This is a genomic window from Neolewinella maritima (assembly GCF_923081025.1).
Lineage (GTDB): Bacteria > Bacteroidota > Bacteroidia > Chitinophagales > Saprospiraceae > Neolewinella > Neolewinella maritima.
On sequence record NZ_CAKLPZ010000001.1, the window covers coordinates 163,907 to 183,446 of the forward strand.

Sequence of the window (19,540 nt, forward strand, 5' to 3'; positions counted from 1 at the left end):
CTACCCGGTAGGGTCCGAAATGCCAACCGCTTGTCCTAACTCGACCCGCAAAAACCGTCCGGTATGGCTCTTTGCTACCTCCGCGACCTGCTCCGGCGTACCCTTGGCCACCAGCTCTCCGCCGCCGCGACCGCCCTCCGGACCCATATCGATGAGGTAGTCCGCCACCTTGATCACGTCCATAGTGTGCTCGATCACGATCACGGTGTTACCCTTGTCCACCAACTTTTGCAGCACCTTGAGCAGGTACTTGATGTCTTCGAAGTGCAACCCCGTGGTGGGCTCGTCGAGGATGTAGACGGTCTGTCCCGTGTCCCGCTTGCTGAGCTCCTCGGCCAGCTTCACCCGCTGAGCTTCGCCGCCGGATAGGGTGGTGGCCCGCTGCCCCAGCGTGATGTAGCCCAGGCCGACGTCCTTGAGCGTCTTCATGCGCCGGTAGATCTTCGGAATGGGCTTAAAGAAGTCAGCCGCCTCGGCTACGCTCATATTGAGCACGTCCGTGATGGACTTGCCCTTGTACAGGATCTCCAGCGTCTCGCGGTTGAAGCGCATACCCTGGCAGTTCTCGCACTGCACCTCTACGTCGGGCAGGAAGTTCATCTCGATGGTGCGCATGCCGCTGCCCTTGCAGGTTTCGCAGCGTCCCCCCTTCACGTTGAAGCTGAAGCGACCCGGCTTATATCCCCGGATCAACGCCTCCGGTAGCTTGGTGAATAGCTGACGGATGTCGGTAAACACGCCGGTGTAGGTAGCCGGATTAGACCGCGGCGTGCGCCCGATGGGCGATTGGTCGATATCGATGACCTTGTCAATGTGCTGTAGCCCGTAGACCCGACCGTGCTCCAGCGGCTTCTTGACCGAGTTGTAGAAGTGCTGACGGAGGATGGGGTAGAGCGTCTCGTTGATCAGGGTAGACTTGCCGCTGCCCGATACGCCCGTCACGCAGGTCAGTGTGCCGAGGGGGATCTTGATGTCTACCCCCTTCAGGTTGTTGCCCTTTGCGCCCTTGAGGGTCAGGAACTTGCCGTTGCCCCTGCGGCGTTTCTCCGGTAGCTCGATCTGTTTTCTGCCCGCCAGGTAGTCACTGGTGATGCTGCCGGCGTTTTCGGCCTTGAGGAAGTCGGCGGGAATGCCGGCGGTGACTACGTAGCCTCCGTTTACGCCCGCACCGGGGCCCAGGTCGAGCAGGTAGTCGCTGGCCATCATGATGTCCTTGTCATGCTCCACTACCAGTACCGTGTTGCCGATGTCGGTCAGGTCACGCAGGGCGCGGATCAGCCGCTGGTTGTCGCGCTGGTGCAGCCCGATACTTGGCTCGTCCAGGATATAGGTGATACCGGTGAGCTGACTGCCGATCTGGGTAGCCAGCCGGATGCGCTGCGCCTCGCCGCCAGAGAGCGTACGGCCCGGGCGGTCCAGGCTCAGGTAGCCCAGCCCCACGTGCAGCAGAAACTGCAGGCGGAAGCGGATCTCCTTCAAGATATCGGTGGCGATCAGGGTGGTGCGCTCGTCCATGCCCTCCTCGGCCGTTTCCATCCAGGTGCCGAGCTCGCCGAGGTCCATACGGGCCAGGTCGCTGATGGTGTGCTCCTTGATCTTGTAGTGGCGGGCCTCCAGGCGCAGGCGCGCGCCCTCACAGTCGGGGCAGGTGTCGATGGTCATGAACTCTTCGGCCCAGCTACGGATGCGCTCACTGGTCGTCTCCTCGTACCAGCGCACGATCATGTTGACCAGCCCGTTCTGCTCTACGTCCCAGACCAGGTCGTGGGCACTCTTGTCGTACTTGCTCTTCTTCTTGCGGCCGCTGGTCTTGCGGCCGTAGAGGATCACGTTCAGGGCCTCGGGGGGCAGCTTCTCGATGGGGTCGCTGAGCTTGAACTTCTCCGCCTTAGCGATGGCCTTGATCTGCTTGAAGGTGGTATTGTCGCGGCTATCGCCCAGGGGCACCAGCCCGCCCTTGTTGATGCTCTTGGAGCGGTCGGGGATGATCTTGGTGATGTCCGGACTGTTCACCTGCCCCAGGCCCTTACAGCTCGTGCAGTAGCCGTAGGGCGAGTTGAAGCTGAAGGTGTTCGGGCTCGGCTCCTCGTAGCTAATGCCGTTCTCGGCGTCCATCAGGTTCTTGGAGAAGGGGGCAACCTCACCGGTCTCGGCGTCCTGGATGAACACCAGCCCTTCGCCCATCTTCAGGGAGGTGGCTACGGCCTGCCGCAGGCGGTCCAGCCGCTCGGCGCTCATCTTGATGCGGTCGATGACCAGCTCGATGTCGTGCACCTTGTAGCGGCTCACCTGCATGCCCTCGGTGAGGTCCTGGATCTCGCCGTCCACGCGCACCTTCACGTAGCCCTGCTTGCGCACCTGATCGAAGAGCTCCCGGTAGTGGCCCTTGCGGCCGCGGATCAGGGGGGCCAGCACCACGATCTTCTGCCCGTCGTAGTTACCCGCGATCTGCTCCAACATCTGCTCCTCGGTGTAGCGTAGCATGGGCTTGCCGCTCACGTGGCTGTAGGCGGTGCCGGCCCGGGCGTACAGCAGGCGCAGGAAGTCATAGATCTCCGTCACCGTACCCACCGTGGAGCGGGGACTGCGGTTGGTTGTCTTCTGCTCGATGGAGATCACGGGGCTCAGTCCGGTAATCTGCTCCACATCCGGCCGCTCCATCGTGCCCATGAACTGGCGGGCGTAGCTCGAAAAGGTCTCCATGTACCGTCGTTGCCCCTCGGCGTAGATGGTGTCGAAGGCCAGGCTCGATTTGCCGCTGCCGCTCAGTCCCGTGATCACCACCAGTTCGTTGCGTGGTAGTTCCACGTTGATGTCCTTGAGGTTGTGCTCCTTGGCGCCGGTGACGGTGAGGAAACGCTCGGTGTGCGGAATGTCAGAAGTCGTTTTAGCTGCGCTACTGTCTTTAGCGGTGGGCGCGAGCGCGGGTGCGGTGGACGTGGGTACGGACATAGGTTGTACTAAGTCGGGAAAGGCCCGATTGGTTGACACAGCTTGTTTTAAAAACTACTTAGGTCGAGGCGTTGTACGCCGAGTGAGATAGGACAGCCCGCTACCGGAATGCGTAGTTTACGGGCGTATGAACAAGAAACGGAGGATCTACCACTTTCTCGGCGACCTGGCGGCCAACAATTCTAAAGCGTGGATGGACACCCACCGCGACGCCTACCAGGAAGCGAAGGACATCTGGCTCGCCGAGATTCAGGCCATCCTCGACCGGCTCGCCACCCACGACCCCACCTACGCCACGATCGCACCGAAGGACACCATCCTGCGCATCAACAACAACCGCAAGTTCCACCCCGATCGGCCGGTCTATAAGGACAACTTCGGCTTCAGCCCGGGCAGCAGCGGCGAGGAACCCATGATCTACGTCCACGTATCCCCCAAGCACTCCTTCATCGCCGGCGGCCTACGCAACCCCGGCCCCCAACTGCTCAAAAGCCTGCGCGAGGCCATCGACTACGACGGTGAACGGCTCCTAGACATCCTGAACGAGCGATCCTTCCGGGACTTCTTCGGTCCGCTGAGCGAAGACCCCAATAAACTAAAGACGAGCCCCCAGGGCTACGCCGCCGACCACCCGCACATCGAGCTGCTCCGCCGCAAGGACTTCACCGTGATGCGTGACGTCAGCCGCAAGGAGGTGACCTCCGACCACTTCGTCGACCTGGTCGAACGGGCCTACCTGGAGCTGCAGCCCTTCAACGCCTACCTCCGGCAGGCGCTGACGGTGTAGCCGCTGCGCTTCCTACACCACCCCCGCCGGCTCGATCGCATCCGCAAAGTAGCCCTGCCGCCCCTGCCGTAGAATGAAGCGTACTCGGTCGCCCCGCTGCACGCTATCCACCCGCAGGTGCTGCCGCCGGAAGTGGAATTCCTCCCGCGTATCCGCCAGGCGTACGTAGCCGTAGCCCTTGTCCGGAAGGTAGAACACGATGATGCCCGGCGAGTAGTCGTCCATGAGCCCAAAGCTACCCCTACCTGCGGCGAATGCCTCTAGGCTCAACCCTGGGGCCCGGCGCGCGTGTTCCGTTATGGTATGCAGTACCGCGACCTCCTACCGAACCAGATCGAGTAGCTGGGCCGCCTGCTCTGCCCTCGCCAGCGTGGCGAAAACGGATCCACGGCTTAGGGTATCCTATGCGGGGGTAAGCCCCTTGACATTGCTTTTTCCCTAACCACCGCACCGGCGGCCCCGCCCCTACGTACCTTTAGCCCATGCCGTTACCCAATATTTTGCTGTGCCTGAGCCTCCTCCTGAGTGCCGGCTGCCTGACCGCCCAAAGGGATAGCCTGGGGCAGTGGACCAGCCTGCAGTCCTTCAGCTACGGCCGCTACGTGACGGAGTCGGCCGAAGACATCATCTATTCCACCGGCAACGCCCTGTTCCTGCTCGACAAGGCCGATCTGAGCTTCACCCGCCTGACGCGTACCGAGGGACTAGCCGGCGGCCGCATCAGTCTGGTGAAGTACCACCAGCCCACCGAGACGCTGCTGATCGTGTACGACAACAGTACCATCGACCTGTACCGCGACGGCCGCTTCACTACCCTGCAGCAGATCGATAACTTCAACTTCAGCGGCGATAAGCGTATTTACGACCTGTCCTTCGGCGCCGATAACCGGGTGTACATCGCGGCGGGCTACGGCGTGTCGGCCCTGTCGCTGAACGACGAAACCTTCACCTTCACCACCTTCACCGGACTGCGCGTCAATGCCGTAGCCGAGCACGACGGAGGCATCTACGCCGCCACCCCGGAGGGCCTGTACCGCGTGCCGCTCACGGGCGTCAACCTGAATGACTTCACCCGCTGGGAGCTGCTGGGTCCGGCCCAGGCCCTGCCGGGTGACTACAGTAGCAGTGCGGTCACCGTGTGGCAGGAGCGGCTCTACTTCGCGGTGAATGAAGACGTGTGGCGACTGAGTGGGAGCCCGACAGCCGTGACGGGAAAGCCGTTCTACGACACACCGCAGGCCGGGAATACTCTGGTCTACCTGAGTGGCGGACCCACCCGCCTGCTGGTCGGCTACCGCTGTGCAGGCGGTACCTGTGCCGACGGTGCTGTGATCGCTCTGGAGGAATCCGGCAGTGCCCGCAGCCTGCCCGACTGCGCGGACCGGACGAACTACGCGCTGGAGGATAGCGACGGCCGCATCTGGTTCGGCGACGATTCCTACGCCGTGCGCCACCTGGAATCGCTGGCGGGGGAATGCCGGCGGATGACCTTCCCCGGTCCGCCGAAGGACCAGGTGTACCGCCTGCTCCACGACGGTAGTTCCCTATGGGTCGCGCCCGGCCAACTGGATGAGAATACGACGCCCTTTTATGACTTCGAGGGGGTGTTCCGGCAGATGGACGGGGCGTGGGACATCATCAACATCAACAATACCGGGGCCTTCCGGGGCCGCGACGGCAGCCGGGGCGGCGATGATGACGTAGCTACGATCATCGATGTAGACTACGACCCGATCAACGATATTCACTTTCTGAGCTCCTTCTTCGAGGGGGTGATCCAGATCGACGGGACGGACGGGGCCGCCAGCCTGTACGACGAGACCAACACCAGCCTGCAACTAGCCGCCGGTGCCGGGAGCGGTCGTATTCGGGCGGCAGGTGCGGCCACCGATGCCGATGGATTTACCTACGTAGCAGTAAGTCGGGCTACCCAGAGCGGGATCGTATCGGTGCGGAGTCCGGACGGCCAGTGGGCCGCGCTGGGCCAGGACTGCGGCCTGAATATCGCCATCGATATCGCGGTCGATCAGGCGGGCTACGTCTGGGTCATTCACCGGGGCGGGGCCAACGGCGGCATCACCGTCATCGATCCCAACGGCACGCCCATGGATCCCAGCGACGACCGCTGCCGCACCATCACGGCGGGCAGCGGCAACAACCTGCCCACCAATGAAACGCGCAGCATTGCCGTCGACGTTAAGGGGGAGGTATGGATCGGTACGGCGAATGGCATCATCGTATTTGCCTGTGGTCTGGATGTGTTCGACGAGGATCTCTGTCCGGGTACGCTGCCCCGGGTGGAGGGGGAGGACGGTTTCGGGAGTTTCCTGCTCGAAACCGAAGAGATCCGTACCATCGCCGTAGACGGAGGCAACCGTAAGTGGCTGGGCACCAACGGCGGGGCGTACCTGCTCTCCTCCGACGGCCGGGAGCAATTGCGCTACTTCAACCGGGGCAACAGTCCGCTACTGGGCGACGTGGTGCGGAGTATCGCCATCGACCCCACGACGGGCACGGTATACTTCGGCACCGAACTCGGCGTGATCAGCTACCGCGGGGATGCCACGGAGGCGGAGCCCTTCTTCCGCGAGCTGGTAGTGTTCCCTAACCCAGTAGAGCCGGGCTATACCGGCCCCATCGCCATCAATGGCTTGATCCGCAACGCCAGGGTGAAGATCACCGACCTGAGCGGTAAGCTGGTGCAGGAGGGGCAGGCGGCCGGCGGGCAGTTTGTCTGGTCGGGCACGGACTACACCGGCCGGCGGGTGACCAGCGGGGTCTACCTCGTGTTCGCCTCTACGGGCGAGGGGCAGTTCATCGGGGAGGCAAAGCCCGAGGGGGCAGTGGGTAAGATCGTGTTCATCCGCTAGGCAATACCCGGCGTATCTTCGCTACCGTGACACCCGACTACGACTTCCACACCACGCCCCCCGATCCCCGCACCACCGGCTTGCTGCACGCGCTATTTTACCTGGCTGCCGTGCTGCTGCTCGCCGCGGCGATCTATACCCTCTACCTTTACTTCACCCACTGGTCCGGCGGGGAAGACGACCACCCGATCTGGCAACTGATCCTGGGACTGGTATACCTGGTGGCGAGTGGACTGATCGCCTACGCCACCTATACTCACGCGAACGGATCCGACGGCGAAGTGCCCCCCGAGCGCTACGTACGCATTGCCGACGGACGGCTGGTGTACGACCTCGATCAGCTCAGCGGGCGGCAGGAGGTCGACCTGGATCGGATCGTGAAGGTCTCGCGGCCCTCAGTGCGCGACCTGGTACTGGACCTCAGTGATGGAACGCAACAGGTCCTACCGATCTACCTGATCGATGAGGACGGGAAGCAGGAAGAGCTGGAGCGGGCGCTGGGGGTCTAGTTACTCTTTGTTGGCCAGTTGACCGCAGGCGGCGTCGATGTCCTTGCCGCGGCTACGCCGCACGGTGACCATGATACCGCGATCGCGCAGGTAGGTGGCGAAGTCGTCGATGCGGTGCTCGCTAGACTTCTTGAAGGGGGCGTTGTCGATGGGATTGTACTCGATGATATTCACCATACTGGGCACCCGGCGGCAGATGCGGTAGAGCTTCTCGGCGTCGTCGAGTCCGTCGTTGAAGTCCTGAAAGGTGATGTACTCGAAGCCGATGCGCTTCTTGGTTTTGGCGTAGAAGTACTCGAGGCTCTCTACGACGGCCTCCAGATTATTGGATTCATTGATGGGCATGATCTCGTTGCGCTTCACGTCGTCGGCGGCGTGGAGACTGAGGGCGAGATTGACCTTGGTATCGTCGTCAGCCAACTTGCGGATCATCTTGGCGATGCCGGCCGTAGAGACGGTGAGGCGGCGGGCGGCCATATTCAATCCGGTGTGGCTGGTGATGCGGTCGATGCTACCGACCACCTCGCGGTAGGCCAGCAGGGGCTCGCCCATGCCCATGTAGACGATATTGGTCAGGGGCTTACCGTAGGTTTCCAGGCACTGCTCGTTGACCAGGTAGACCTGATCGTAGATCTCGGCGGCGGTGAGGTTGCGCAGCCGCTTCATACGGCCGGTAGCGCAGAAGGTGCAGCTGAGGCTGCAGCCTACCTGACTGGATACGCAGACGGTGAAGCGGTCGTCGGCTACCACGGGGATGAGGACCGACTCGACCAGGTGGCCGTCGTGCAGGCGGAAGCGGCTTTTGATGGTGCCGTCGGCGCTGCGCTGCTGCTTATCCAACACGATCACCGGCAGCCGGTAACTCATAAAGAGCTTTTCGCGCAGGGCTAGGGACAGGTTGGTCATCTCGTCGAAGCTGCGTGCCCCCTTTTGCCAGAGCCATTCGTATACTTGCTTGGCGCGGAACTTCTTTTCCCCCGTCAGGATGAGCTGCGAAGTGAGCTCTTCCAGGCTAAGGGAACGGATATCGGGAAGGGTAGAGACGATCACTGCAGACATACCCTCCCCAACGCCCAAGCCCGCGGGGGGGTTGACCCACAAAACCCTGCCTGCGCCGATACGTTAACAATCTTCCGGACCCGTGCCGGCAGCTACTGGACTATGCAATTGCCACCGAACTACATGGAGCTTTACGCGCAGGCGCTTCGCTACGACCGGGTCGGCGATCCCTACACCGCCGTGAAGCTGCTCAAGAAGGTGACCCGCCTGGTGCCCGACTGGGCCGACGCCTACCGCAGTCTAGGCACCATCTACACCCGCCGCCGCGAGTGGAAGCCCGCCTTCCACTACTGGAGCAAGGCCGTAGCACTGGATGCCGACGACCGCGACGCCTGGTGGCAGCTGGGCCTGGCCGCCGTAGCCCTGAAGCGCATGCGCACCGCCCAGACCGTCTGGGCCAAGTTCGGCTTCGACCGCCTGCGCTACGATCAGCCCCTGGGCCTACAGCTCCAGCACGACGATGGCTACGAGATCCTCTGGATGCAGCCCCTGGACGCGTCGCGGGCCCGGGTGGTGAGCATTCCCCACCCGGGCAGCGGCACCCGCTACCGCGATCTGGTGCTGTACGACCGCCGCGGACAGAAGGGCTACAACGTCATCCGCCGCCGCCGCGTGCCCATCTACCGGGCCGTAGATACGCTCAAGCGCTCGCCCTACCGCACCTTCAGCTGCCTGCTGCACACCGGCAGTGAGCCGGCCATCGAGCAACTCGAAAAACTGTGCTACGAGGCCGGACTGGGCTTCGAGGTATGGAGCAACGCTACCCGCGCCGCCGTGCAGCCCGATCCCGCGCGGGCCAGCGAGGACGAGCGCCGTGCCTTCCCCGAATACTACAGCGATCTACTGCCCCGCCCGGAGCTGGGCACCGCGCTGGTGGCCCTGGCGGCGGTGCATCCCGCCGAGGTAGAACGCGTCCTCAATGATTGGCAAATTATCTCGCTGCAACAGTACTCCGATCTGCGGGCATATTGAGCAAGCGGTCGAGGTAGGCAAGAAACTCCTGAAGCCCCGCTACGGTCTCGGTGCGCGGCAGGCCGCTCAGGTCGTGCAGATTGGCCTGGTAGCCCGCCAGCAGTAGCCGGGCATCGGTACAGTGGGCCAGAATATCCTCCACCAGTTGCTCCACTGGCCGCTCTACGTAGCCGGTAGATAGGATCGTGAACAGGTAGTCGACCTCGCGCACCCGGCAGACGTCCGCCAGGTCTTCCGGACCGATGTGGGCCCCCAGGTACAGGGCGGTGAAGCCGCGTTGCCGCAGCAAAAATTGCATAAAGAGCAGGCTCAGTTCCTGCCGCTCTCCCTGGGGCAGAAAGAGGGCGAACACGGGCAGCTCTGCGTCGGGCGCCACGGGCAGCTGGTTAGTCGCAGCCACTACCTTCTGCCGGATCAGGTGACTGGCGAAGGCCTCCTGCGCCGGCGATACCGAGCGGGTGAAGTAGAGCACTCCCAGCTTATCCAGAAAGGGGTACACCACCTCCATCATGGTGCGCTCGAAGCCCTGCTGCTCGATGTTGTTGTCGATGATGAGGCTGAACTTCTCCTCGTCCATCTCCACGATCGAGAGCGTGAGTGCGTCGAGCTGCATCTCGGGTCCGACGTTCAGGCTCGACACCCGCGCCAGGTGCCCGGCCCGCTCGGCACAGCTCATGGCGGCGATCTTACTGATCTTGTAGCCATGCTTATTCAGGACGGCCACGGTGGTGAGCTCCTGCAGGTCCTCGTCGAGGTAGTAGCGCACGTTGGTACTCGAGCGGCGGGGGGTGACCAGATCATAGCGCTGCTCCCACGCACGGAGCGTGTGGGCACGGATGCCGGTCAGTTTTTCTACGTCCTTGATGGAGTAAACCGCCACAATTATTGGGGAAAAGTGAGTATTGGATATTCGGGGGACTAACGCCGACCTTCGTGAATGGTTCAGGTCGTCTCGTTCGCTGCCTTTGTGGTATTTTTCGCCACTCCCCCTAGACCGACCCTATGCAACTACCGCTACACCCGCTTCGCTCCCTGATCTATCTGTTCGTTCTCGGCCTGCTTTCCGGCACCGTCGATGCGCAGCAGGCCACCTCCGACTGCTTCTACCAGCTCCGCCTCGAGGACAGCGGCGGGGACGGGTTCAACGGAGGCAGCGTCACGGTCACCGTCGCCGACCGCCCGTACACCTATACCCTGGACGCGATGCAGGACGATGGGAGCCGCCGCGACTTCTTCTTCCCCGTCAACACTGGCGACGTGGTCACCCTAGGCTTCGACGCGGGTGCCTTTGCCGAGGAAGTGACGCTGTCCGTACTGGACAACAACGACAGCCTCATCTATACCGTACAGAGTCCGGCTGACTCGCCCAGCCTTACCACCTTTACCGCTCAGTGCCGCAGCTGCGCGCCGCCGCCCCTATCGTCCATTGAGTTGTTTCGGGTACGGTACAATTCGGTGAGCCTGCGGTTCCGCTCCGTACCGGCCGCCGCCCAGCCCACTTACGTGATCGAGTACGGGGAGGGCGACTTCGATCCCGCCACGGGCGCCGGCACCACCGTAGAAACCCGGGATACGGCAGTGCGCATCAACGATCTACTGCCTAACACGGCCTATACCTTTTACGTATCCACCCGCTGTGCGGCTTCGGGGGACACCACGGTGCGGCGCGGCCCCTTCCGGGCTATGACCCAGTTGCGGCGCGACATCGGCGTGACGGTACTCCGCAACCCGACGGCCGATGCGTGCGCGGGCGCGGGTGCGGATTCAGTTACCATCGGCATCACCAACTTCGGGGGCGAGGCCCAGCAGTTCTTCAATGTCGACTTTGCCGTAAATGGCGTGCCGGGGGGCGTCAACACCCCCTTCGACGGCATTTTTACCGGGGTGCTAGGGGTAGACAGCACCGAGTTCTTCACCTTCGACGTGCGGACGCAAGTGGGCGAGCCAGGCGTGTACACCTTCGAGCTCTTCACGGGACTGGAGGACGATGAGAACCGTAGCAATGACCGGCTCACTACGCAGGTGATCCGCCGGCCCGTCATCCGGCAATTGCCCTACCTGCAGGACTTCGAGCAGTCGGCCGGCTTCTGGCTCCCGGAACGGGCCGGTCGGGGCCCCGCGACCTGGGAACGCGCGCAGCCGCAAACCAATCGGATCACCCGGGCGGGCTCGGGCGAGTCGGCCTACGTGACCAACGCCGATGGTACCTACAGTGCCGATGAGCGCAGCTACCTGACCTCCCCCTGCTTCGACTTTTCAGGGTTGGACGCGGATCCCTTCCTGTCCTTCCTGCTGAACGTAGATACCGAGGCGGGCTTCGATGGCCTGTACCTGGAAGTGTCCACTGATGGTGGCACCACCTACCGCCGGGCCGAAACGAACGCCAGCAGCATCAACTGGTACAATAACCGCAGCGCGCGGCGGTGGGACGGCGACGGCGGTCTGGGCGAAGGCTACGCCCTGGTGGGCTCCCGGCTCAGCGGACTGGCGGGAGAGGGCGACGTGCGGATGCGCTTCGTATTCGTCAGCGACGGCGACGGGCAGCGCGAAGGGGTAGCCATCGATAACATCCGTCTGACCGCGCAGCAGCAGGTCGACTTTGCGGCCGTGGGGGCGGAGTTCCTGTCCTTCGACGGTTGTGGGGACGGGACGGATACCCTGCAGTTCACCTTCACGGATATCGGACAGGAGCGCCGGGATAGCGTCACGGTCAGCTACCGCGTCAACGGAGGAACGGTAGATTCCGTACGCGCCGCCGCCCCCACTACCCTGGGCAACCGGGCGCGGGTGCGCATTCCCACGATGATCGACGTGACCCCACCGGACCCGGTCGTGGTGGAGGCCTGGGTGTCTGCGCCAGACGATATAGCTACCTACAACGATACCACCGTGCTGGTCTACCAGCCTACGCAGCGGGTGCCCTTCCTGGTCGACTTCGAAGACGGGCGGCGGCCCCGGGGCTGGCAATTGCCGGAGGATGCCGTGATCGCTCAGCGGCCGGGCCACCCCTCCATCGCGCTGACGGACAACCTCAGTGCGCAGGATACCGTGCTGTCCTTTACTACCTCCAGTTACGGTCCCTTCGCGGCTGACGATGTGCTCGCCTTCACGCTCGGCCGGCGCGACGTGGGGGGCAATCCTATTGCAGACGGTATCCGCAGTTTGCGGGTCACTGCACGCACTGGCTGCGACTCCACCGAGATCGAACTGTTTTCCGGAACGGACGTCACCAGCACGGACTTTTCCATCGGGCTGGGGGAGCTGGCGGGGCAGACCGCTTCGCTCACCTTCACGGTGACCTACGGCAGCGGAAACTTCTTCGTGGACTTCGACGACATCAGCGTGAGCCGCTGTGCTACCGGACTTACTATCGGTCTGACCACCTCGCCCCCCTCGGGCATATTCGCCGACGACGGGGCAGCCTACCTCGACGTAAGTGGTGGAGTGGCGCCGTACACCTACGCCTGGAGTACGGGAGACAGTACCCAGTCCGTCGACAGCCTCAGCGTAGCGGACTACTCCGTGACCGTGACCGATGCACTAGGCTGTACCGGTTCGCGCAGCTTTGGCGTAGACCTGCTGGCGGTAAGCACCGATCAGGCGGGCCCACTCGCCGGACTGGAGCTTTTCCCCAACCCTACGGCGGACCGCATCGCGCTCCGCCTGGGACTGGCTACGGCCGTAGACCTGGGCGTGACGGTATACGACAGTCGTGGGCGTCGCGTCATGGACCTCGACCTGGGGCGCAGTCGGGAGCTGGCTACGGAGATCAACCTGGGAGATCAGCCGACGGGGCTGTACTTCGTACGGGTGCGGGCCGGAGAGTCGGCGCGGACCGTGCGGGTGGTGAAAGAGTAGGGTGGTGAGAGGTGAGCTAGCGGATGCCCCGCAGCTTCAGGTTGGCTACGTAGATAGCGATGTTGCGCGAGTGGCCCCCCAGGGTGCTGGCGAAATTGTGCAGGCCGCTGCCGTCGCCCCGGGCACAGAAGTACAGGTAGTCGTGCTGCTCGGGGGAGAGCACTGCGTCGATACTCCCTACGCTGGACATGGTGATGGGGCCGGGGGGCAGTCCGCGGTAGACGTAGGTATTGTAGGGATTGTCGAACTCGATGTGCCGGTTGAGCACTCGACCGACGTCGAACTCACGGGTGGCAAATACAGCGGTGGGATCGGCCTGGAGTGGCATACCGATGCGGATACGGTTGAGGTATACGCCGGCGATGCGGGGCCGCTCCGTAGCCTGCAGGCTCTCCTTTTCGACGATGCTGGCCAGGGTGTAGACTTCGGCGGGGGAGAGGTCGCGGGCGGCTGCCTTGGCCATGCGGTCGTTGGCGCGCCAGAAGCGTTCGTGCTCCTTCACCATGCGGGCGACGAACTCGCGCGGCGTGGCGTTCCAGTACATCTCGTAGGTATTGGGGATGAAGAGCGTCTGCAGCGTCTCGGGGGTAAAGCCGATGCTGTCGATGAAGGCCGTATCCTGAAACAGTTGCTGGAAGGCCAGGCTGTCGGGCTCCAGGAAGCGGGCCACTTTGGCCGCTACGTTCATGGGTTCGCGCTCGGTGGTGAGTACGACATCTACCGTAGCCTGGGCACCGCTGCGCAGCTTGCGGATCAGTCCGACGCTGCTGGTACCGGGCGCCAGAGTGAAGCGACCGGCCCGCATGCGCGGCCGGTTGAACTCCATACGTTCGGCCAGGGGGTCGAAGAACAGGCGGTTGGGGGTGATGCCGTGTACGGCCAGGCTGTCCATGACCTGCTCGTAGCTGCTGCCGGTGGGGATCTCGATGGCTACCGGATCGCCGCCCTCGGGCACTACGGGGCGAACCATCACTTCGTAATAGGCGTAGCCCAGCACGGCCAGGACTACGAGGATCAATAGGGCAATCAGCTGTTTCATCTAATACTGTTCCTTATCGTTAGGAAACGCCTGAGCCTTCACATCGCTCACGTAGGCCTGGGTAGCCTCCCGGATCACGTCGAACAGCTCGGCGTAGCGGCGCAGGAAGCGGGGGTGAAAGTCCTTGGTGATGCCCAGCATATCCTGGGTCACGAGTACCTGCCCGTCGCAGTGCATACCGCCGCCGATCCCGATGGTGGGTACGTCGACCGACTCGCTCACCTTCTGGGCCAGCTCGGCGGGGATCTTCTCCAGCACCATGCCGAAGCAGCCCAGTTCGTCGAGCATCTTGGCGTCCTTGAGCAGCCGGCGCGCCTCCGCCTCCTGCTTGGCGCGCACGGTATAGGTGCCGAACTTGTAGATCGACTGCGGCGTGAGACCCAGGTGGCCCATCACGGGGATACCGGCACTGAGGATACGGCGGATGCTGTCTTCTACTTCCTGTCCGCCCTCCAGCTTCACGGCGTGGGCACCGCTTTCCTTCATGATGCGGATACTCGACTTGAGAGCCATCTTGCTGTCGCCCTGGTAGGTGCCGAAGGGCAGGTCCACGATCACCAGTGCCCGCTGTACGCCGCGCACGACGCTGGCTGCGTGGTAGATCATCTGATCCAGTGTGATGGGTAGGGTAGTCTCGTGACCGGCCATGACATTGCTCGCCGAATCACCGACCAGCAGCACGTCCGCCCCACCCGCATCCAGGATCCGCGCCATGGAAAAATCATAGGCGGTCAGCATGGCGATCTTCTCGCCGGCCCGCTTCATGGCCTGTAGGGTGTGGGTGGTGACCCGCTTTACGTCAGCTACCTTATGTACGCTCATGGGGGTAAAGGTAGTTCGGTAGTGGGTTAGTCTTGTAGTGTGGCCTTGCACCTGCGCCCCCGCCCTCTACCGCATCTACGCAATCTAGCGCGCCTACCGTAGCTACTACGTCTATCACGCCTCCAACATCGGCACTACAGAACCACAGAACTACCCCACTACTCTTTTAAACCCATACCGCAGCACGATCAGCAGCAAGAGGAAGACAGCTACCAGGTACTGCATCGGTAGCTGACTGAATAGGATGATGCGCGTGCGGTCGATGCCCCAGAGCAGGATCAGTCCGGCGGCGATGAGGAGGACCAGTCCGCTCAGGCGGCCGAAGCCCGGCAGCGCCCGTAGGGAGACCTGCCGCCGGATGAACAAGACGGTGAGGATCAGGCTGATGACGGGCACGATCTGCAGTACCAGGTCGGCTTCCATGATGCTGCTGCGCTCGAAGAGCCAGCGGTAGGCGGTGAGCCCGACGGAGAAGACGGCCGGGATGGCGACCAAGTACAGCATGGCGCTGTAGAGGTAGTTCCAGGGCGGCAGGTGGCCCTCGCGGCGCTCCATGAAGCCGGCCAGCAGGGCGGCAAAAGGTACGAGGGCGAAGTAGAAGACCACCTGACTGTGGTGGCTGGCCGCGAAGGCGTAAAAGTCGTTGAGGGTCACGCTAGGGGAGCTTATCGATAAGGTGCCAGGGCAGGAGGTGGGTGAGGTTGAGACGGAGCACGAGGCGCTCGGCCAGGTTGCCGCGCTGCTCGAGCAGGTTGCGGGTGGTGCCGCCGGCCAGCAGGGGCACGTAGAGGTGGAACTGGTCGCGCAGGATGTTGACGGACAGGCCGGCTACGTAGTTGAACGCGTTGGTCGGATCGCTGGAAAGGGTGGGGCGGGAGCCATACATGCCGGCGTCGAAGTACACTCCGATGGGCAGGGGGATGGGCAGGTCGGCGTCCAGGTTGAGGGCCGTGAGGTAGGTGTTGCTGCGGCCGTAGGTAAAGGCGGCGGCGATGGGTGCCCGAAAGCCGCCCTGCCGCTGCTCGAGCTGCTGTCCGTAGCCCCCGTCGCGGTTGCGGCCCAGGTAGAGGTCGTCGTAGCGGTAGTCGCTGGCGGCGTTATCGACCAGCGAAAAGCTGTAAGCCGGCGAGGTGGTCCGGTCGCGCTCGGTGTGGGCGAGGAATACCCCTCCGTACAGCCGGGCCCGGATCCGTCGGCCGCGGCGGTAGAGGTAGCTGCCATGCAGACTGCCGTCCAGGCGCAGGTTGTTGACCTCCCGGCTCAGGTCGGGGTCGCCGGCGCGGTACTCCAAACGCAGGTCGTACGCTACGGGATTGATGGTACGGTCCACGGCGGCCCGGTAGCCGAGCTGGAGAAAGTTGGTGGTGATCACGCCGGGATCGTCGAGCAGTACCCCCTCCTCGGTGAAGGCCGGCCGCTGCTGCCGTAGGTTGATCAGGCGGGTGTATAGACTACTGCTGCGCTGCGACACCGCGGGGTGGTCGAAGTACAGCTCCGTCTTCACGGCGGTGCGGGTATAGCCGTACACGAGGTCCAGGCTATCCAGGCGGGCGGCGGTGGGCCGGAAGTCGCTGAAGCGCTGCACCCCGGCACTCACCTCCAGCCGCTGTATCCGATCGAGGGGGCGGGTCAGTCGGTAGCGGGCCCCCGCGAATCCCGCCAACTGCTTGCTGCCGAAGGCGTAAAGGGGTACGGCTAGAAATTCGACCTGCTTCGGTTCCAGGGTCCGGTTGTGCAGCGCTCCGCCGGCCATGAAGCCATCGTTCGCATTGAAGCCGAGGAGGGGGGTGACGAAGAGCTGCGTCCGTCCGTCCTCCTGGTCGGTGACCAGACCGAGGCTGAGTCCGCCTACCCCCTTTGCTTGCTGCTTCGCGGCCTCATTAAAGTTACCCGCCTCGGTTGATTCCATGGCATCACGCAGGTAGCCGCCTTCTGCGCCCAGCACGGCGTAAAGGTCCTCTGGTTGCGGGTGCCGAAACTGCCACTGGGTGTAGTACCGTTGGAAGGTCGCGTCGAGTGCGTCCCGTCCGATGCGCTGCTCGAGCTGCTGTAGTACCAGCTCCGGCTTGCTGTACGCCCCCATGAAGTAGTTGAACTGACTCAGGCTGTCGCTGGGGGTATCCGGGGCCTGATCCCTGCCCATCCGGCGGAGGAAGCGGTAGCCCAGCGCGTCCAGATCAATCTCGCGGCCGGGGATCACCTGCATCCGGCCACTGCGCTCGGGGTAGTACTGCTGAGTGTAGCGTCCCTCGTAGTAGCTGTTCAGCCCCTCGTCCATCCAGGGGTGGTCGCGCTCGTTGCTCCCCAGGATGCCGTAGAACCAGTTGTGGCCGACCTCGTGCGCCAGTACCTCGTCCAGACCGTAGGCACTCCCACTTCGCCCGATCACGGTGATCATTGGGTACTCCATGCCGGCGCCGGCACTCAGGGCCGACTGCACGCCCGTCACCTGGGGGTAGGGATAGGTGCCTACGCGGTCGGAGTAGAAGCGGGTGGCACGCTTCAGGTAGGTCAGACTATGCTGCCAGAGGTCTGCCTCGGTCTGCGTGAAGAAGGCCCAAACGTCGGTAGCGGGCGCGTCACGCAGGTGCAGGGTATCGTGGAGAACGGCGAAGCGCTTGTCGGCAAACCAGGCGAAATCGTGCACCCGTTCGGCGGTGTAGGTGATGGTCTTCTCGCGGGCAGACGAGGCGGGGTAGGGCTCGGCTACGTAGCCGGTCGGCAGGTCGCTATGCTGGGCGAGCGACCGGGCGGTACTATCGGCCCGGGCCAGGAGCCAGTCGCGCTCCGCGCTTTCCTGCAGTACGCCGGTGGCTGCTACGACGTAATTCTCCGGCAGGGTAAGCTGCACCCGAAAGTACCCAAACTCGCTGTAAAACTCCCCCTGGTCGAGGTAGGGCATGGGATGCCAGCCCGTGCGGTCGTACACAGCCGGCTTGGGGTACCACTGGGTGAGCTGGTAGGACTCTCCTACGCGTCCGAGCCGGCTAAAACTGCGCGGAATCTTCACCCGGAAGGGGGTCGTAACGGTGACCGTAGCGCCACTGGACAGGGGAGTAGGCAGCAGGAGTACCCCGATATCTGGATCGTCCGTGTACCGGAAGGCCGCCGGCTGGTCCGCCACCCGAAAGCTTAGGCTGTCGAGGGTGCCGCGCAGGGAGGGGTCGGCAAAGTGAAAGCGGGTGCTGCCGTTGCGCAGTAGTTGCCGGGCAAAGGCGGTCGTCTCACTGCTATAGGCTCGGGGCCAAAGGTGGAAGTACAGGGAATCGAGTGCGTGTGGGGCGTTGTTGGTGTACTGTAGCGTAAGGTCGCCGTGCAGCTCGTGGCGCCGGTCATCGAGCCGCACACGGATGTCGTAGCTGACGTCCTGCTGAAAGTAATCGTCCTGGCCCATGAGGGAGCCGGACAGAAGGAGCACGAGGTACAGGACGATACGCATGCCGGCAAAGCTAGCAGGTTTAGGTCGAGACCACTCGACCACCGACTTCAGAGCAGCTTGCCGCTAAAGCCGAAAGGCAGCAGCACGCTGGCCGAATCGAACACGTACACCGGCCCGGCCTCTGCCCGCAGCACGAGCCGCAGCTGGTGTCCGAACCGGCTCTCGTGCTCGCTCAGGATCTGGCGGCAGGAGCCGCAGGGACTGGCCGGCACGTCCAGCACCCGCCCCGGTGCCCGTACCGTAATGGCCATGCTCACTACGGGTACGCCCGGGCGCAGGGCAGCTGCGACGGCCATAGCGTTGGGCTCAGCGCAGATGCACATGGGGTAGGCTGCGTTCTCGGTATTAGCAGCGGCTACTACGGTGCCATCCTCGAGTAGGGCCGCGGCGGCTACCTTGAAGTTGGAGTAGGGGGAGTAGCTGTGGGGTAGGGCGGCGGTGGCGGCATCGAGAAGGTCCTGATCCTGCGAGGGTAGAGCGTCTGGCGTGGGGTAGGCGGTGTAGGGGATGGAGAGGGTATGTTGTTTCATGGGGTGGGCTGATCGCTTAATAATCGCTCTAATTTGCTGGAAAGCCAGAATCCGTGAGTCCGTAAATCGGCAACGATCTCGCTGCCCGACGCGATGAGGTTCTTTTCAATACCCAGCAGCAGTACGCCGACCAGACCGGTAAGCGGTATGCCGAGTTCGCGCGCTACGCGCCTTCCCGCCAATTCATCGATGATCAGTGTGGCGTTTTCTTGCCCCATCGCAAATGCTATAGCACTTGCTTCTCCCCGGTCCAGACCTACACGAAGTAGCGCAAAATCGTCCGGATTGTACTGGGTAGTTATTTGAATCCAGTCGGGTAGATCGGCCTTAATCTCGGCGCGTACCAAGTCGGTGATCCATATATCGCTAAAGAGTGATCGCAGCAGGTCGATCCGGCCGATGGCACATAGTGCGATGAGCGGACTAGCGTCACAGACTACTAGCACGTCGCGCATTTTCCAGGTCGCCCAGCGCTTCGTCTACCCCGTACTGGATGACCGATACCCCGTAATGTCCCAGCAACTGGACAAATGCAGAGGTACCCAACTCTACCATCGCGGCGCCCTGCTCGGTGGTGACTAGCCCGCGCTCAAAGAGCTTAGCGGCGAGATTCATCCTGAGCTCGAAATCACTCAGTCCCACACTGTCCGGAACCTCAATCTGTACGCCCATTACGCTGGAGTTTAGGTGATAACATACCGCA

16 protein-coding genes are annotated in these 19,540 nt (G+C 63.1%); 5 read left to right on the top strand and 11 right to left on the bottom strand.

All coding sequences use genetic code 11. From position 1 onward, the window contains the following. On the bottom strand, positions 1-2,952 hold the full coding sequence (gene uvrA / locus MJQ68_RS00760) for an excinuclease ABC subunit UvrA (RefSeq protein ID WP_238749059.1): 2,952 nt from the start codon (positions 2,950-2,952) through the stop codon (positions 1-3). A gap of 127 nt (positions 2,953-3,079) precedes the next feature. Between uvrA and MJQ68_RS00765 the strand changes: the two genes are divergently transcribed. Continuing rightward, on the top strand, positions 3,080-3,739 hold the full coding sequence (locus MJQ68_RS00765; RefSeq protein WP_238749060.1) for a DUF2461 domain-containing protein: 660 nt from the start codon (positions 3,080-3,082) through the stop codon (positions 3,737-3,739). A gap of 12 nt (positions 3,740-3,751) precedes the next feature. Here MJQ68_RS00765 and MJQ68_RS00770 read toward each other — a convergent pair whose 3' ends face one another. Next, positions 3,752-3,964, bottom strand: a complete 213-nt coding sequence (locus MJQ68_RS00770; protein WP_238749061.1) for a cold-shock protein — start codon at positions 3,962-3,964, stop codon at positions 3,752-3,754. 257 nt (positions 3,965-4,221) lie between these two features. Here MJQ68_RS00770 and porZ point away from each other — a divergent pair, with 257 nt between their 5' ends. Further along, the gene (gene porZ / locus MJQ68_RS00775) at positions 4,222-6,609 is read left to right on the top strand and encodes a type IX secretion system anionic LPS delivery protein PorZ (RefSeq protein ID WP_238749062.1); all 2,388 of its coding nucleotides are present in this window, start codon (positions 4,222-4,224) and stop codon (positions 6,607-6,609) included. Between the two features lie 26 nt (positions 6,610-6,635). Further along, positions 6,636-7,118, top strand: coding sequence for a hypothetical protein (locus MJQ68_RS00780; protein WP_238749063.1), 483 nt, complete (start codon positions 6,636-6,638; stop codon positions 7,116-7,118). Here MJQ68_RS00780 and rlmN read toward each other — a convergent pair whose 3' ends face one another. Then, positions 7,119-8,177 (bottom strand): 23S rRNA (adenine(2503)-C(2))-methyltransferase RlmN, encoded by a 1,059-nt coding sequence (gene rlmN, locus MJQ68_RS00785; protein WP_238749064.1) that lies wholly within the window; start codon positions 8,175-8,177, stop codon positions 7,119-7,121. A gap of 102 nt (positions 8,178-8,279) precedes the next feature. Between rlmN and MJQ68_RS00790 the strand changes: the two genes are divergently transcribed. Beyond that, positions 8,280-9,149 (top strand): tetratricopeptide repeat protein, encoded by an 870-nt coding sequence (locus tag MJQ68_RS00790; protein WP_238749065.1) that lies wholly within the window; start codon positions 8,280-8,282, stop codon positions 9,147-9,149. Here MJQ68_RS00790 and MJQ68_RS00795 read toward each other — a convergent pair. Beyond that, positions 9,109-10,029: a MerR family transcriptional regulator gene (locus tag MJQ68_RS00795; protein WP_238749066.1), complete on the bottom strand. Its 921-nt coding sequence runs from the start codon at positions 10,027-10,029 to the stop codon at positions 9,109-9,111. The two genes, MJQ68_RS00790 and MJQ68_RS00795, sit on opposite strands and share 41 nt — an antisense overlap. A gap of 122 nt (positions 10,030-10,151) precedes the next feature. On the opposite strand from MJQ68_RS00795, the gene MJQ68_RS00800 reads away from it, so the two are divergent. Beyond that, positions 10,152-13,007, top strand: a complete 2,856-nt coding sequence (locus tag MJQ68_RS00800; protein ID WP_238749067.1) for a T9SS type A sorting domain-containing protein — start codon at positions 10,152-10,154, stop codon at positions 13,005-13,007. A gap of 16 nt (positions 13,008-13,023) precedes the next feature. Here the strand turns inward: MJQ68_RS00800 and mltG are convergent, their stop codons facing one another. The 7 genes from mltG to MJQ68_RS00835 all read right to left on the bottom strand — a co-directional run bounded on the left by mltG (position 13,024) and on the right by MJQ68_RS00835 (position 19,509). Beyond that, positions 13,024-14,046 (bottom strand): endolytic transglycosylase MltG, encoded by a 1,023-nt coding sequence (gene mltG / locus MJQ68_RS00805; protein ID WP_238749068.1) that lies wholly within the window; start codon positions 14,044-14,046, stop codon positions 13,024-13,026. After that, positions 14,047-14,868 carry a 3-methyl-2-oxobutanoate hydroxymethyltransferase gene (panB, locus tag MJQ68_RS00810; RefSeq protein ID WP_238749069.1) on the bottom strand — a complete coding sequence of 274 codons (822 nt, stop codon included), beginning with the start codon at positions 14,866-14,868 and terminating at the stop codon, positions 14,047-14,049. A gap of 150 nt (positions 14,869-15,018) precedes the next feature. Then, positions 15,019-15,522 carry a hypothetical protein gene (locus tag MJQ68_RS00815; RefSeq protein WP_238749070.1) on the bottom strand — a complete coding sequence of 168 codons (504 nt, stop codon included), beginning with the start codon at positions 15,520-15,522 and terminating at the stop codon, positions 15,019-15,021. Between the two features lies 1 nt (position 15,523). After that, complete coding sequence (locus tag MJQ68_RS00820) at positions 15,524-18,307, bottom strand: M1 family metallopeptidase (protein WP_238749071.1); 2,784 nt, start codon at positions 18,305-18,307, stop codon at positions 15,524-15,526. Positions 18,308-18,354: 47 nt separating this feature from the next. Further along, positions 18,355-18,837, bottom strand: coding sequence for a cytidine deaminase (locus MJQ68_RS00825; protein ID WP_238749072.1), 483 nt, complete (start codon positions 18,835-18,837; stop codon positions 18,355-18,357). After that, the gene (locus MJQ68_RS00830) at positions 18,834-19,283 is read right to left on the bottom strand and encodes a DUF3368 domain-containing protein (protein ID WP_238749073.1); all 450 of its coding nucleotides are present in this window, start codon (positions 19,281-19,283) and stop codon (positions 18,834-18,836) included. Before MJQ68_RS00830 ends, MJQ68_RS00825 begins: the two co-directional genes overlap by 4 nt. Beyond that, entirely contained in the window at positions 19,267-19,509 is a 243-nt protein-coding gene (locus MJQ68_RS00835) for a UPF0175 family protein (protein ID WP_238749074.1), read from the bottom strand. The genes MJQ68_RS00830 and MJQ68_RS00835 overlap by 17 nt, the downstream gene beginning before the upstream one ends. Positions 19,510-19,540: the final 31 nt, after the last annotated feature.

Bases quoted from the DNA above. Each gene is read 5' to 3' on its own strand.
- uvrA (WP_238749059.1), bottom strand. From the start codon at position 2,952: ATGTCCGTACCCACGTCCACCGCACCCGCGCTCGCGCCCACCGCTAAA.
- MJQ68_RS00765 (WP_238749060.1), top strand. From the start codon at position 3,080: ATGAACAAGAAACGGAGGATCTACCACTTTCTCGGCGACCTGGCGGCC.
- MJQ68_RS00770 (WP_238749061.1), bottom strand. From the start codon at position 3,964: ATGGACGACTACTCGCCGGGCATCATCGTGTTCTACCTTCCGGACAAG.
- porZ (WP_238749062.1), top strand. From the start codon at position 4,222: ATGCCGTTACCCAATATTTTGCTGTGCCTGAGCCTCCTCCTGAGTGCC.
- rlmN (WP_238749064.1), bottom strand. From the start codon at position 8,177: ATGTCTGCAGTGATCGTCTCTACCCTTCCCGATATCCGTTCCCTTAGC.
- MJQ68_RS00790 (WP_238749065.1), top strand. From the start codon at position 8,280: ATGCAATTGCCACCGAACTACATGGAGCTTTACGCGCAGGCGCTTCGC.
- MJQ68_RS00800 (WP_238749067.1), top strand. From the start codon at position 10,152: ATGCAACTACCGCTACACCCGCTTCGCTCCCTGATCTATCTGTTCGTT.
- mltG (WP_238749068.1), bottom strand. From the start codon at position 14,046: ATGAAACAGCTGATTGCCCTATTGATCCTCGTAGTCCTGGCCGTGCTG.
- panB (WP_238749069.1), bottom strand. From the start codon at position 14,868: ATGAGCGTACATAAGGTAGCTGACGTAAAGCGGGTCACCACCCACACC.
- MJQ68_RS00820 (WP_238749071.1), bottom strand. From the start codon at position 18,307: ATGCGTATCGTCCTGTACCTCGTGCTCCTTCTGTCCGGCTCCCTCATG.
- MJQ68_RS00825 (WP_238749072.1), bottom strand. From the start codon at position 18,837: ATGAAACAACATACCCTCTCCATCCCCTACACCGCCTACCCCACGCCA.
- MJQ68_RS00835 (WP_238749074.1), bottom strand. From the start codon at position 19,509: ATGGGCGTACAGATTGAGGTTCCGGACAGTGTGGGACTGAGTGATTTC.